Source organism: Streptomyces sp. NPDC004788 (assembly GCF_053601115.1).
In genome coordinates this window covers 46,256-59,141 of the sequence record NZ_JBSGBF010000006.1, presented here as the reverse complement: position 1 = coordinate 59,141, position 12,886 = coordinate 46,256, and the positions used below count along the sequence as shown (strand labels likewise).

At 73.8% G+C, this 12,886-nt stretch carries 12 protein-coding genes; 5 read left to right on the top strand and 7 right to left on the bottom strand.

The window, feature by feature from the left end:
* Positions 1 to 34 precede the first annotated feature (34 nt).
* On the bottom strand, positions 35 to 1,897 hold the full coding sequence (locus ACWEJX_RS05260; protein WP_451606174.1) for an endonuclease/exonuclease/phosphatase family protein: 1,863 nt from the start codon (positions 1,895 to 1,897) through the stop codon (positions 35 to 37).
* Between the two features lie 260 nt (positions 1,898 to 2,157).
* Here ACWEJX_RS05260 and ACWEJX_RS05255 point away from each other — a divergent pair, with 260 nt between their 5' ends.
* Positions 2,158 to 3,654: a hypothetical protein gene (locus tag ACWEJX_RS05255; RefSeq protein ID WP_451606173.1), complete on the top strand. Its 1,497-nt coding sequence runs from the start codon at positions 2,158 to 2,160 to the stop codon at positions 3,652 to 3,654.
* 33 nt (positions 3,655 to 3,687) lie between these two features.
* Here ACWEJX_RS05255 and ACWEJX_RS05250 read toward each other — a convergent pair whose 3' ends face one another.
* Complete coding sequence (locus tag ACWEJX_RS05250; RefSeq protein WP_451606172.1) at positions 3,688 to 4,455, bottom strand: SDR family NAD(P)-dependent oxidoreductase; 768 nt, start codon at positions 4,453 to 4,455, stop codon at positions 3,688 to 3,690.
* A gap of 87 nt (positions 4,456 to 4,542) precedes the next feature.
* Here ACWEJX_RS05250 and ACWEJX_RS05245 point away from each other — a divergent pair, with 87 nt between their 5' ends.
* Positions 4,543 to 5,973, top strand: a complete 1,431-nt coding sequence (locus ACWEJX_RS05245; protein ID WP_451606171.1) for an alkaline phosphatase PhoX — start codon at positions 4,543 to 4,545, stop codon at positions 5,971 to 5,973.
* A 50-nt stretch (positions 5,974 to 6,023) separates the two neighbouring features.
* On the opposite strand, the gene ACWEJX_RS05240 is transcribed toward ACWEJX_RS05245, so the two are convergent.
* Positions 6,024 to 7,274: a TerD family protein gene (locus tag ACWEJX_RS05240; RefSeq protein WP_451606256.1), complete on the bottom strand. Its 1,251-nt coding sequence runs from the start codon at positions 7,272 to 7,274 to the stop codon at positions 6,024 to 6,026.
* A gap of 122 nt (positions 7,275 to 7,396) precedes the next feature.
* On the opposite strand from ACWEJX_RS05240, the gene ACWEJX_RS05235 reads away from it, so the two are divergent.
* Entirely contained in the window at positions 7,397 to 8,335 is a 939-nt protein-coding gene (locus ACWEJX_RS05235; protein WP_451606170.1) for an AraC family transcriptional regulator, read from the top strand.
* 201 nt (positions 8,336 to 8,536) lie between these two features.
* Here the strand turns inward: ACWEJX_RS05235 and ACWEJX_RS05230 are convergent, their stop codons facing one another.
* Complete coding sequence (locus tag ACWEJX_RS05230) at positions 8,537 to 9,793, bottom strand: MFS transporter (protein WP_451606169.1); 1,257 nt, start codon at positions 9,791 to 9,793, stop codon at positions 8,537 to 8,539.
* A gap of 71 nt (positions 9,794 to 9,864) precedes the next feature.
* Positions 9,865 to 10,353: a VOC family protein gene (locus tag ACWEJX_RS05225; RefSeq protein WP_451606168.1), complete on the bottom strand. Its 489-nt coding sequence runs from the start codon at positions 10,351 to 10,353 to the stop codon at positions 9,865 to 9,867.
* Between the two features lie 32 nt (positions 10,354 to 10,385).
* Here ACWEJX_RS05225 and ACWEJX_RS05220 point away from each other — a divergent pair, with 32 nt between their 5' ends.
* On the top strand, positions 10,386 to 10,844 hold the full coding sequence (locus ACWEJX_RS05220; RefSeq protein ID WP_451606167.1) for a MarR family winged helix-turn-helix transcriptional regulator: 459 nt from the start codon (positions 10,386 to 10,388) through the stop codon (positions 10,842 to 10,844).
* A gap of 3 nt (positions 10,845 to 10,847) precedes the next feature.
* Here the strand turns inward: ACWEJX_RS05220 and ACWEJX_RS05215 are convergent, their stop codons facing one another.
* Entirely contained in the window at positions 10,848 to 11,765 is a 918-nt protein-coding gene (locus ACWEJX_RS05215; RefSeq protein ID WP_451606166.1) for a DUF2867 domain-containing protein, read from the bottom strand.
* A 54-nt stretch (positions 11,766 to 11,819) separates the two neighbouring features.
* On the opposite strand from ACWEJX_RS05215, the gene ACWEJX_RS05210 reads away from it, so the two are divergent.
* Positions 11,820 to 12,422, top strand: a complete 603-nt coding sequence (locus tag ACWEJX_RS05210; RefSeq protein ID WP_451606165.1) for a TetR/AcrR family transcriptional regulator — start codon at positions 11,820 to 11,822, stop codon at positions 12,420 to 12,422.
* Between the two features lie 50 nt (positions 12,423 to 12,472).
* Here the strand turns inward: ACWEJX_RS05210 and ACWEJX_RS05205 are convergent, their stop codons facing one another.
* Positions 12,473 to 12,868: a hypothetical protein gene (locus tag ACWEJX_RS05205; RefSeq protein WP_451606255.1), complete on the bottom strand. Its 396-nt coding sequence runs from the start codon at positions 12,866 to 12,868 to the stop codon at positions 12,473 to 12,475.
* Between the last annotated feature and the right edge of the window lie 18 nt (positions 12,869 to 12,886).

Genomic DNA, 12,886 nt, shown 5'->3' with positions numbered 1-12,886 from the left:
CGCAGTCTCGCACACCCGTGCGTTTCGCCCGCGGCTACGGGCGGAAGCGCAGCACCTGCGGGTCGTGGTCGCTGTTCTGGTCCGCGAACTCCGCGTTGATGTGCACCGAGTCGTACTCGAAGTGGTGCACGCCGGGGCTGGTCAGGATCTGGTCGAGGACCTGGCTGTTGCCCTGGTAGACGTACGAGTAGCGCTCGCTCTCCGGCAGCGACAGCATGGCCGGGTAGAGCGCGCCGCCGTCGGTCATCGCCTGCGTGGTGCCGGAGAACTCGAAGTCGTTCATGTCGCCGACCACGAGCACGTTCGCCTGCTTGTCGACGGCCTCGACGTCCTTGACGAAGGCGTTGACGGCCTGCGCCTGGAGCAGCCGCTTGGCGTCGGAGGAACGGTTCGGCGGCTGGTGCTGGGAGACGATCGACTCGTCACCGCCCTTCGAGGTGAGGTGGTTCGCCACCACGATCACCGTGCGGCCGCGGAAGCGGAACTCGCCCGCGAGCGGCTTGCGGCTGTTCTCCCAGGCCGGGTTCGCCGGGTCGATGCGGCCGGGGGAGAGGCTGAGGTGGGCGTCGCCCTTCTCGCCGGTGACGGCGACCGGGGTGGTCGCGTCGCCGCCCGCGCGGTCCACGAAGGAGACCCGCTCGGGGTTGAAGAGGAAGACCTGACGGATGTTGCCGCCGGGCTCGCCGCCGTCCTTGCCGTTCTGCGGGTCGATCGAGCGCCACTCGTACGCCGGGCCGCCGGCCGCCGCGATCGCCGCCGTGAACTTCTTCAGCGTCTCGCCGGCCGTGACCGTGCCGTCGTTCTTGGCGCCGTTGTCGTCCTGGATCTCCTCCAGGGCGACGATGTCGGGCGAGGCGAGGTTCTCGACGACCGCCTTCGCGAGCGCGTCGAACTTCTCCTGCGGGTCGGTCGGGTCGAGGTTCTCCACGTTGTACGTGGCGACCGCCAGCTCGTTCTTGTGCTGGCGCTCCGTCACCTCGCGCTCCAGGCCCATGTCCACGTGCTCGCCGAGCGTGCGGGCCACCAGGGTGTAGCCGCCGAACTGGTTGAAGTCCAGCGGGCCCTCGGTGGTGCCGGTCAGCCAGTCGCCGACGTTCGCCTTCGGGAAGGGCGCTTGCGAGATCGGGGCGAGCTGCTGGATCTGGAGCCGGCCCGTGTTCTGCGCGTCGTACGAGCCGTAGACCGTGCCGCCGCGGCTGTTGTCGTTCTCGAACGGCTTCACCGTCACCCACAGCTCGGCGTACGGGTCGGTGCGGCCGACCACGCGCGAGGAGCCGATCTCGACGTTCATGCCCTCCAGGGACTCGTAGTAGTCCAGGGCGTACGTCTCCGGGTCCAGGGTCAGCCCGTTGATCGAGCCGCCGGCCGCCGGGTCGCCCGCCGGGGCGTACGCCTCGGGCACCGAGCCGGACCAGATGGTGACCGGGGCCGGGACCTCGTTGCCCTTGGAGACGACCGTGATGACCGGCTTGGAGATCTGGGTCAGCGACTGGTTGCCGGAGTTCAGGCCACCGGGCACGTACTCGGTCACCGTGCCGTTGACGCTCACCGCGTCGCCGACGGCGACGGTCGGGACGGAACTGGTGAAGACGAAGATGCCTTCGCTGGTGGCCGGGTTGTCGTCGGCGTCCGGGTCCTGGATCCAGAATCCGCGCGAACCGTAGGTGCGCACGCCGGTCACGATGCCGGTCACGCCGGTCACCTGCTTGCCGACCAGCGGCGAAGTGCGGGTGGTGCCCTGGATGTCGTGGATCCGGGCGGGCACGGCCGGGCCGGCGACGGTCGCGGTGGTCACCGCCTCGTCGGCGGAGGCCGCCGTGCCGCCGAGCAGACCGGCGGCGAGGGCGGCGGAGACGACGGCGGCGACGGCCGCGGATCTCGGTATGGAGGAAGACATCAAGGCACTCCGTGGGGATTTGGACGAACGATCGAAAGATCTACGCGCGTCAATTTCGATGCAGAGCAGCACACTTGTCAAGGGTCGACGGGTGTACGAAGGCTGACGCCCCGATGAACCGGCGGACCGCCCCCGGAATGCGTCTACGCTGAAGGCCGCGCCGCCCTGCCGCCGCGCCGGCGCGCGACCGTCCCGTCCCCGCCCTCCCCCGTGGCCTCAACGGCACGGGAGGTACCCCATCGCCGAGGAGAACACCCGACATGGCACCGGACCACCCGACCCTTCCCCCCGTTCGGCTGCCCTCGGACGCGGAGCTGGCGCGGGAGGCCCTGGCCGCCCCCCTCCTCACCCGCGCCGTACGGCTCGCCCGCTGGGCCGGCCCGGAGACCCGGGTGGGCGCCGGCGGCGAACTCGTCGACGAGCAGCTGCCCGCCGCCGCCGAGGCCCTCGGCCTGGCCGGCGACGAGGACGGCGAGGCGTACGCCAGCGAGGCCTGGCGGGTCGCCGTCGACACCGGCCTCGTCGAGGTCCACGACCCCGAGGACGCCGCCGAGGACACGGCCGACGGCGAGGGCCCCGCGGGCAGCGGGGAGGAGGAGGCCGGCACCGTCACCGTCGGCGAGAACCTCGGCCTGCTCACCGCCGGTTCGCCGCAGGACGTCCTCGCCATCTGGCTCGACGGCTTCGACGCCGTCTTCTCCGACGCCGCCGCGCCCTACTTCGACGACCTCGACGCGCTCGTCGGCCCCGACGGCGAGATCGACTTCGAGGCCCTCGACTGGGACCCGGAGGGCGAGGCCGAGTTCCTGGAGGGCGTCCTCGGCAACCTCTACCTGTTGACCGTCACCGAAGGCGGCGCAGGCGACGGGCCGGTGCCGCTGCCCGCGCTCGCCGCCTCGATGGTCGTCCCCGACGACATGAGCGAGCCCACCGACGCCGTCCTGGAGCAGGTCTCCGACGCGATGATGCGGCTCGACGAGCAGTTCCGGATCCTGGAGCCGATCGGCCTCGTCGAGTACCGGCCCGTCGACGAGGCCCTGATGGTCGAGGACGGCGAGCAGGGACCGGCGGAGGCCGCCGCGCCCTTCGACGACGAGGACGTCAGTCGCTACGGCATGGTCCGGCTCACCCCGCTCGGCCTCTACGGCGTCCGCGCCCGGATGCTGGAGGCCGGCCTCACCGCTCCCGCCGTCGGCGAACTCGCCGACAAGGGCGCCGACGTGCTGCTCGACGGCCTCGCCCACTACCCGCAGGCCGCCGCCCGCGCCGAGACCGCCGGCTGGCTCGCCGCCCGCGACGCCGCCACGGCGGCCCGCGAGCTGCTCGCCGCCGCCCGCGGCAGCGACCCCGGCGCCCCGCTACGCCGGCTCCACGCCCAGCAGGCCCTCTCCCTCGTCGGCCCGGACGCGGAACCGGCCGTGCGGGAGGTCCTCGACGACCCCGAACTCGGCGGCCTCGCCCGGGTCTGGCTCGCCGAGCGCGGCGCGGCGGACATCCCGGCCCCGCCCGAGTCGATGATCTTCTGGCTGGCCGTCGACACCATCGCCGCCCACCTCGACGCCGACGGCGACCTGGAGGAACTCCAGGACCTCATCGAGGGTCTGACCGGCCGTCACGGCGGCTTCTTCGACGAGGCCTGGCGGGTCGACCACCCGGCCACCGCCGACGTCCTCGACGCCATGGGCCGTCTCCACCGCGACAAGCCGTCGGCGAAGGAGGCCCGCAAGGCGGCCTTCAAGGCGAGGTCGCGGGGCTGACGGGGGTACGGGCCGGGCCCGGCCGGGCCCGGCTCACGTCCGCAGGTACGACGCCCCGTTCATGTCGAGCACCGTCCCCGAGGCCCACTCGGCCTCCGGGGACGCCAGCCACAGCACCGCCGCGGCGATCTCCTCCGGGCTCGCCACCCGGCCGAACGGCGACTGGGCGAGGATGGCCTCGCCCTCCGGGCCGCTGAGCCTCGGCGCCACCCGCTCCGTCGCGAAGAAGCCGGGCGCCACCGAGGCGACCGCGATGCCGTGCGGGGCGAGGGCGACGGCCAGGGACTGGCCGAGCGCGTGGACGGCGGCCTTCGTGGCACCGTACGCCGGGTGGTCGGGCTCGCCGCGGAAGGCGCCGCGCGAGCCGATGTTGACGATGCGGCCGCCGGTCCCCGCCTCGATCATCCGGCGGGCCGCCAGATGGCTGAGATACGCGGTGCCGAGCAGGTTCACGGAGACGTGCCGCTGCCACAGCTCCGCCCACTGCTCGTACGGCGTCGTCGCCGGAGGGTGCGGCAGGTTCACGGCCGCGTTGTTCACCAGGACGTCCAGGCCGCCGAGTGCCTCGGCCGCCGCGTCCGCGACCCGGGCGGCCTCCGCCGGGTCGGCGAGGTCGCCGGAGACCAGCGCGTGGCCGGTGCCGTCGAGGGAGCCGAGGGTCGCGCGGGCCTCGTCGGCGCGCGAGCCGTAATGCACGCACACCCGGTCGCCGTTGGCCGCGAAGGCCCGGGCCACCGCCCGGCCCAGGCCGCGCGACGCGCCGCTGACCAGTACGCGCCTACCGTGCGGGGGCAGGTTCATGGAGGATCGCCTTTCTGTTCAAGTGCCGTTTGTACGGGGGCGCGACCGTGTGCCGCGACACCGGGTGACGACAGGGAGAAGACCGTCATGTCCCTCAACCGCAGAGAGTTCGCCAAGCAGTCCGCCGCGGCGGGCGCCGGCCTCGCCCTCACCGGCGCCGTCGGGGCGCTCGCCACCGCACCGCAGGCCCTGGCCGCCGACGAGTACGAGGTGAGCAGCGGCGCCGCCGACGGCAACGGCCACGGCCGTCCCCTCGGCTACGGAGAGCTGGTCGCCGACCCGGAGGGCATCCTGGCCCTCCCCGAGGGCTTCACCTACCGGATCATCACCCACAGCGGCGTCACCCGCCTGGAGACCGGCGAGTTCACGCCGTCCAACCACGACGGCACCGCCACCTTCGACGGCCCGCGCGGCACCACGTACCTGGTCAACAACCACGAGCTCAAGGGCCCGCGCGCCAAGTGGACCTACCCCGTCCCGCTCACCGAGGGCCTGGTCTACGACCCGGCGGCCGCCGGCGGCTGCACGGTCGTCGAGGTGCACCGCGACGGCACGGTCGCCGAGTGGGTCGGCATCGCCGGCACCTCCACCAACTGCGCGGGCGGCCGCACCCCCTGGGGCACCTGGCTCACCTGCGAGGAGACCGAGGACCTGGCCGGCAAGAACGGCATGACCAAGGACCACGGCTACGTCTTCGAGGTCGACCCGCACGACCAGGGCGCGAACCTCGACCCGAAGCCCGTCAAGGCCTTCGGGCGGTACGCCCACGAGGCGGTCGTCGTCGACCCCAAGCGCGGCCACGTCTACCTCACCGAGGACGCCGCCGGCCCCAACGGCCTGTTCTACCGCTGGGTCCCGCCACAGGACTTCGAGCACGGCCGCGGACAGCTGGCGACCCTCGCCGACGACGCGGGCCGGCTCCAGGCGCCCAGGTGCTTCGACTCCGCCGGGCAGTACGTCGACGACCTCTCCCGCGCCACGAGGATCGGCACCGTCTACGGCGTGGACTGGGTCGACGTGGAGGACCGCGACGCCCGTACGGTCTCGGTGCGCAAGCAGTTCGGCGAGGGCGAGGTGACCCGCGCCCGCAAGCTGGAGGGCATGTGGTGGGGCGACGGCGGCGCGTACGTCGTCTCCTCGTACGCCCGCGCGGAGAGCCCCGTCGCGCACGACGGCCAGGTCTGGTTCTACGACCCGAAGCGCCGCACGCTCACCCTCAAGGTGCTGCTCAGCGTCAACGCCGCCCCGGAGCAGGACGGCGCCTTCGACGGCCCCGACAACATCACCGTCTCCCCGTACGGCGGCCTCGTCATCGCCGAGGACGGCGAGGGCATCAACCACCTCTTCGGCGCGACCGAGAGCGGCCGCACCTACCCGATCGCCCGCAACGACCTCAACGACAGCGAGTTCACGGGCGTCACCTTCTCGCCCGACGGCGAGACCCTCTTCGCCAACATCCAGACCCCGGGCATCATGCTCGCGATCACCGGCCCCTGGCGCCGCCAGCCGCGCCACTGAGCCGATCGCCCTCCGGGCCTCGCGCACGCCCGCGCGAGGCCCGGGCGGCCTCAGAGCGCCTGGGCGGCGGGCTTCACCATGCCGCGCACGGTGCGGGACTTCACGAAGTCGCCGATCGCCGTCATCTCCCACTCGCCGGAGAACTGGCGGATGAGCTTGGCCATCATCACGCCCGTCTGCGGCTCCGCCGTGGTCAGGTCGAAGCGGACCAGCTCCTCGCCGGTCGTCCCGTCGATCAGCCGGCAGTACGCCTTGGCGACCTCGGTGAACTTCTGGCCGGAGAAGGAGTTGACGGTGAAGACCAGGCCCGTGGTGTCCGCGGGCAGCCGGCCCAGGTCGACCACGATGACCTCGTCGTCGCCCGCGCCCTCGCCGGTCAGGTTGTCGCCGGAGTGCTTGACGGCGCCATTGAGGATGGACAGCTTGCCGAAGTAGCAGCTGTCGATGTGGTTGCGCTGCGGGCCGTACGCGATGACGGAGGCGTCCAGGTCGATGTCCCGGCCGCGGTAGGCGGGCTCCCAGCCGAGGCCCATCTTGACCGTGGAGAGCAGCGGGCGGCCGCCCTTGACCAGGGACACGGTCTGGTTCTTCTGCAGGCTGACCCGGCCCTTGTCCAGGTTGATCTTCCCGGCGCCGACGGGCGGCGCGGGAGGCGCGGGCGGCGCCGCCGGGGGAGCGGCAGCAACCGGAGGCGCGGTCGGCGGCGCCGGCGGGGTCTGCCAGGACGGCGGGGTCGACGGCTGCGCCGACGGCGGGGCGGCGGGGGCCTGCGGGGGCGCGGGCGCGGCGGCGGGCGCGGGTGCCGGCTCCTCGTCCACCGACACACCGAAGTCGGTCGCGATGCCGGCGAGCCCGTTCGCGTACCCCTGCCCCACCGCGCGGGCCTTCCACGCCCCGCCCCGCAGATAGATCTCCATGACCACGAGCGCCGTCTCGGTGGCGAGCCGCGGCGGGGTGAAGGTGGCGAGGACGCTGCCGTCGTCCGCGTTCCGCAGCGTCGCGGTGGGCTCGATGCCCTGGAAGGTCTGGCCCGCGGCGTCCGGGCTCGCGGTCACCACGATCTTCTCGACGCCGGCCGGCACGGCGGAGGTGTCCACCAGGATGGCGTCCGGCGCCGCGCCGCCGCCGGAGCGGTACGTGACACCGGGACCTGACGGCTGGTTGTAGAAGATGAAGTCGTCGTCGGAACGCACCTTGCCGTTGGCGCCGAGCAGCAGGCCCGAGACGTCGAGCCGCACCGGGGCGGCGACGTCCACCGCCACGCGCGCGGCGGTGAGAGGGATGTTCGAGCCGGGGGTCATAGCGGTCATGCCCCGGGTAACGAACGACCTTCCTTTGCCGTTCCCTTACCTGCGCCCGGTTCGGCCACCCCGGTGAAATATTCTTTCGACTCGTGGGTGGGAGCTCTTTTCGGACACGGGACGTGGACGAGGCGCGCGAGGAGATCGAGGCGCGCTATTACGCCAACTTCATGGATGTCATCGACGCGCGCGAGGGACGTCCCTTCGCCGCGCGCTTCGACACCGTCGCCCTCGGCCCGCTGATGATCGGCGACCTGAGCTGCGGCGCGGACGTGCGGATGCGCTTCGGCGAACTCGGCGCGTTCCACCTCAACGCGCCGATGAGCGGGACCATGGAGGTGCGCCAGGGCAGGAGCGGACGCCGGCTGCTCGCCACCCCCGAGGAGGCGATGCTGCTCGACCCGTCGGGCGACACCTTCCTCGACCGGTGGACCGGGGACTGCCGCTCTCTTTCGGTCAAGATCGGCGCGACAGCCCTGGAAGAGCGTCTGGAGGCGCTGCTCGGGCGCCCGCCGGGTGCCCGGCTCACCTTCGGCCCGGGGCTCGACATCACCCGCGGGCCCGGCCGGAGCTGGGTGACCTTCGCCCGGCAGGTGGCGGCCGGGGCGCTCGTCGGCGACGGCCTCGCCACGCACGAACTGGTCGCCCGCCCGCTCCAGGAGGCGCTGCTCAACGGCCTGCTGCTCGCCGCCGACCACGCCTGGCGCGACGAGCTGGACCGTCCCGCCGGCCCGGCCAGGCCGGCGCCCGTCAAGCGGGTGATGGACGCGGTGCGGGCCCGCCCCGAGCACCCCTTCACCACCACCGAACTGGCCGCCCTCGCCCGCGTCAGCGTGCGCCGGCTCCAGGAGTCGTTCCGCGAGTACGTGGGGATGTCCCCGATGGCGTACGTGCGCGAGGTGCGCCTTGACCGGGTCCACGAGGAGCTGCGGGCGGGCGACCCGGACGGGCTGGCCGTCGGCGAGGTGGCCTGGCGCTGGGGCTTCACCCACCCGGGCCGGTTCGCGGCGCAGTACCGTGCCCGGTTCGGCGAGCCGCCGTCGCGCACCCTACGCGGCTGAGGGGGCGGGACCGCGGGCGTGCCCACGGCTCGACGGGGAGGTCCGTGGCGCGACCGGGATGTCCGTGGCGCGACCGAATTCGTACTCCGCGCGGCCAGTCATGACCTATTCCGTCTCGTTCGACGACTGCTCAGGATCGAATCCTTCGCGTTTTGTGGACAGCGGCCGCGCTTCGCGGCTCGCGGCGATCTTGACCGCGTCCTATCGTCGCTTTGTCCGCGTGCCTCCGAGCATGCGTCGACCCGGGCCCCGGCCGGCTCCCCCGCATTGTCCGGCCGGGCCTGTGCTTTCCTCTCCCGGCTTCGCCCGCGCCAGCAGCGCCGCACCGGCGAGCCCCGCGGCCCCGAGAACGGGCAGCAGCACCCGTACGTCCACCACCGCCAGCAGGCCCGCGCCGAGCGCGATGGCCAGCGCGTTCGGCACGAAGACCAGGGTGTTCGCGGTACCGGCCGCGCGGCCCACGGCCTCCGCCGGAACGTTCCGCTGGACGGCTGTCATCGCGGCGATCAGGACCCACGGCAGGCCCACGCCGACGAGCACGCTCGCGGCCCAGGCGGTCGTGTCGTACGGCAGCGCCCGCCCCGCCGCGCCCAGGGCGAAGAGCCCGAGGCCGGCCGCCGCGAGCGCCCGCTCCGGAAGGCGCCGCAGCAGCGGCCCCGCCGAGAGGCCCGCCGCGACGGACCCGGCGCCCTGCACCGCGTAGAGGACGCCCGCGTACGCCGGGGAGTGGCCGAGGCCCCGGTCGACGACCGCGTAGACGGCGGCTCCGTTCAGCCCCGCGAGCAGCATGGTGAAGCCGCCCGCCGCGACGAGCAGCCGCAGGAGCGGCGACTCCCACAGCAGCCGGGCGCCGTCGGCGACCCGGGGCCGCCGCTCCGGCGCGGGCGGCTCCTCCCGCACCCGCAGGAGCGCGAACACCCCGGCCGCCAGGGCGAAGGTGACCGCGTCCAGGACGGCGACGGGGCCGCCGCCGAAGCGGGCGAAGAGCCCGGCCGCGACGAGCGGGGCGAGCAGCTTCATCGCCTCGTTGACGGTCATCCGCAGCCCGTTGAGCTCCCCGAGCCGGTCCGGGTCGAGAGCGCCCGCCGCGAGCGCGGCCTCCGCCGCGTCGTGGACGGCGCCCTGGGTCCCGTACGCCAGGAGCACGACGAACAGCAGCCACACGTGGCCGGGCCGGTCGACCCAGAGCAGCAGGGGCAGCAGCGCCGCCATATCCAGGTTCACGGCGACGAGCAGCGGCCGCCTGCGCACCCGGTCGACGAGCGAGCCGAGCAGCGGCCCGAGCAGCGCGGGCGCCCACAGGGCGAAGGCGGTGAGGGCGGCCAGGCTGTCGGAGCCGGTGAGCGACTTGACCCAGATGCCGGAGACGAGCCACATCGCGGTCGTGCCGAAGCCGGACACGAGCACGGCCGTCAGATAGAGAGGAACGGAGAGCGAAACGGAGAGAGGAAGACGCATGTCGGCAGGCTGGCGTCTGAGGTGCCCGCGCCGGATCGGTCACCTGCCCTAATCCGGTCCCGAATCCGGTCCTACGGCATTCCGTAGGACTGCAGCTCGATCAGCTGCCCGTCGGGGTCGCGCAGATGGGCGCTGCGCAGCCCGGGGCCCCACTCCGGGCGGTCGGCCGGGGCGAGCACCGGGCTGCCGCCGTGGTCCAGGCAGTGGGCGAAGCGCTCGTCGACGTCGTCGACCACGAACACCAGCATCGCCGTGTCCTGGGAGGGCTGTTCGGACCGGTCGGGCCGCGCCGCAGTGCCGAGGGCGGCGGCCATCGCGCCGCGGTCGAACAGCGCGAGCACGGGCCGGCCGCCGTCCGCCTCCCAGTTGGCGTAGGGGCCGTCCGGCGTGCCCTTGTCGAGGGCGGCGCCGGACAGCTCCGGCAGCACGGCGTCGTAGAAGCGGAAGCAGGCGGCGAAACGGGTGACGAGCAGACGGGGGTACGGGGCGAGGGCATCCACGAACGGCTCCTGGGAACGACGGGGCGCGAGCGAGCGCACCCTGAAATAGTGGGTGGACACCCACTATAGGGACGCACCCTAGAATCCGTCCCATGGTTTCCGAGCCCGCCGCCCCGCCCGCCCCGCCGACCCTCCTCGGCCTGACCACCTATCTGCTCTCCCGAGTCGGCAAGACGGCCCGTGGCCGGCTCGCCGAACGCCTCGCCGAACGCGGGCTGCGGCTCTGGCACATGGCGGTGCTCGCCGCCCTCGCCGACTTCGGGCCGCACGCTCAGCGCGATCTCGTCCTGCGGCTCGGCGTCGACCCGAGCGACATGGCGAAGGTGGTCGACCACCTCGCCGCCGCGGGGTACGTGGACCGGGCGCGCGACCCGCACGACCGCCGGCGCGTCTCCGTCACGCTCGCCCCCGCCGGCCGCGCCCTCCTCGCGGACCTCGACGCCGAGGCCCGTGCCGTCCAGGACGAGGTGCTCGCCCCGCTCGACGCGCGGGAGCGCCGGGTCCTGCAGGAGCTGCTGCTCCGCGTCCAGCGGGGGCTGGCGGAGGGCTGAGTCCTACGCCGCGGGCTGCGCCGCCCGGTTGCGCATCCCGGCCGGCGGGGTCGCGTACGCCACGCGCCGGTGTGCCCGCCAGAGCATCAGCCGGGCCGCGTACGGGTGGAGGCGCCGCGCCACCGCGAAGTAGAGCCGGCCGCGGGCGTTGTGGATCCGTACGGCGGTGGCCAGCGTCACCGAGTCCTCGTCGACCAGGACCGACGCGCGGAAGTCCAGATGGGAGGCGTCGCGGCCGACCATCAGCTCGCGGTCGCCGGCGCCCTGGACGGGGAACGGCAGGACGTGCCGCCAGGCGTGCGGGTCGCGGTCCATGCCGGGGCCCAGCGGCATCCGCCAGGCGTCGGTGAAGTCGGGGCGCGGGGCGGCCCCGTGGAGCAGGCGGGCGGTGTCCGGGCCCGGCACGGGCACGGCCCTCGGCCGGGTCCAGAAGAGCCGGTTGACGAGCAGCGCGCGGGGTGAGCGGCGGGCCGGCGGGTGCGGCAGGACGCCGAGCGCGGCCCGCTCGGCGTTGTCGAAGATCTCCTCGACCATGGCGTCGTGCACGGGCTCGATCGCCAGCTTGAAGAAGGCGAACGCGGCCGGGGGCATGGCCACTTCGAGCGTGTGGGAGATCCGGCAGCGGTCCGGGCCGAGCGGCTCCACGTCGACCCGGTGGTAGCCCTCGCCGAGGCCGCCGTCCGTCATGTCGAAGCGGACCGAGCGCCCCGGCTCGTGGGCGGTGACCCGGTAGCGGACCATGCCGTGCCCGCCGTCGGCGCCGACGGCGAGCGGGCGGTCCAGGACCATGGCGGGCCAGACCGGGGTGGGGAACAGGGGGTCGTCCGGCGCGGAGAGCCGGTCGACGAGGGCTCCGACGACGTCGGCCGGGGCCCGGACGATCCTCTGGTGGACGTTGCTCAGCGTGCGTGCAGCGCGCATGACGGCACCTCCATACGGGAGCGTATGTTCAACCGTACGGTAGCGTACGGAAACATGCGAGAGCACCAGGACCCCGAGGAAGAAGGCGGCCGAGGCGACCGAGCCGGCCGCAAGCGCCTGACCGCGGACGACTGGGCGGACGCGGCTCTCGCCGCGCTCGGCGAACGCGGGCTCGCGGGCGTCGCCGTCGAACCCCTCGCGACCCGTCTGGGCGCCACCAAGGGCAGCTTCTACTGGCACTTCGCCAACCGGGACGCGCTCGTCACCGCGGCCCTGAACCGCTGGGAGGAGCTGTCCACCGAGCGGATCATCACGGCCATGGAGGCCGCCGAACCCGACCCGGAGGCCCGCCTCGCCGCACTGCTGCGCGGCGCGACCGCACTGGCCGTCGAGAACCCGCTGGAGGTCCGCCTGTTCGCCGCCGGCGACCACCCCGCCGTCGCGGCCGCGCTCGCCCGCGTCACCGAACGCCGGGTCGGCTACCTCGCCCACCTCTTCGGACTGCTCGGCTTCCCACCCGCCGAAGCCCGCCGCCGCGGCTTCCTCGCCTACACCAGCTACCTCGGCCACGCCCAGCTCGCCCACGCGGTCCCGGAGACGGTCCCGACGGACCCGGCCTACCTCGCCTCGGTGCTCGCCGCGCTGCTCAAGCCCTGATCAGAAGCGCTCGGCCGCCGGCCGCGCCGCGGAGGGGTGCGGCCGGGCGGTCAGGCCGCCGCGCCCTGCCGCGCCGCACGGCGCGTCTCGAACCACAGGGCCGCGCCCGTCACCAGCGCGCCCGTGCCCTCCCAGAGGCCCACGCCCAGGAAGCCGGACGGGGCGCGGTCCGTGAGGACCGCGAGGGTGAAGACGGTGCAGGTGAGGAGGCGGAAGGGGACCGTCCAGCGGAAGAAGGACTTCCAGTCGGCGAGGGCGGCGAGGACGTAGTAGACGCCCATGTTGAGCGCCGCCATGGAGGAGGCGGTCAGGAAGAGGAGGGTGTGGTCGTCGGCCGCGCGGCTCGCCTCGGAGACGGGCGTCAGGCCCATGAGGCGGATCGTGGTGTCGGGCGAGACCAGGCCCACCACGCCGAGGACCGCGGCGAGGACGCCGAAGACGGCCATGGTCCAGCCGGACAGGGA

What these genes read in the sequence shown, in the direction of transcription:
- ACWEJX_RS05250 (WP_451606172.1), bottom strand. Translation starts at nt 4,455, where the DNA reads ATGAACCTGCCCCCGCACGGTAGGCGCGTACTGGTCAGCGGCGCGTCG.
- ACWEJX_RS05260 (WP_451606174.1), bottom strand. Translation starts at nt 1,897, where the DNA reads ATGTCTTCCTCCATACCGAGATCCGCGGCCGTCGCCGCCGTCGTCTCC.
- ACWEJX_RS05230 (WP_451606169.1), bottom strand. Translation starts at nt 9,793, where the DNA reads ATGCGTCTTCCTCTCTCCGTTTCGCTCTCCGTTCCTCTCTATCTGACG.
- ACWEJX_RS05255 (WP_451606173.1), top strand. Translation starts at nt 2,158, where the DNA reads ATGGCACCGGACCACCCGACCCTTCCCCCCGTTCGGCTGCCCTCGGAC.
- ACWEJX_RS05220 (WP_451606167.1), top strand. Translation starts at nt 10,386, where the DNA reads ATGGTTTCCGAGCCCGCCGCCCCGCCCGCCCCGCCGACCCTCCTCGGC.
- ACWEJX_RS05215 (WP_451606166.1), bottom strand. Translation starts at nt 11,765, where the DNA reads ATGCGCGCTGCACGCACGCTGAGCAACGTCCACCAGAGGATCGTCCGG.
- ACWEJX_RS05205 (WP_451606255.1), bottom strand. Translation starts at nt 12,868, where the DNA reads ATGGCCGTCTTCGGCGTCCTCGCCGCGGTCCTCGGCGTGGTGGGCCTG.
- ACWEJX_RS05210 (WP_451606165.1), top strand. Translation starts at nt 11,820, where the DNA reads ATGCGAGAGCACCAGGACCCCGAGGAAGAAGGCGGCCGAGGCGACCGA.
- ACWEJX_RS05245 (WP_451606171.1), top strand. Translation starts at nt 4,543, where the DNA reads ATGTCCCTCAACCGCAGAGAGTTCGCCAAGCAGTCCGCCGCGGCGGGC.
- ACWEJX_RS05240 (WP_451606256.1), bottom strand. Translation starts at nt 7,274, where the DNA reads ATGACCCCCGGCTCGAACATCCCTCTCACCGCCGCGCGCGTGGCGGTG.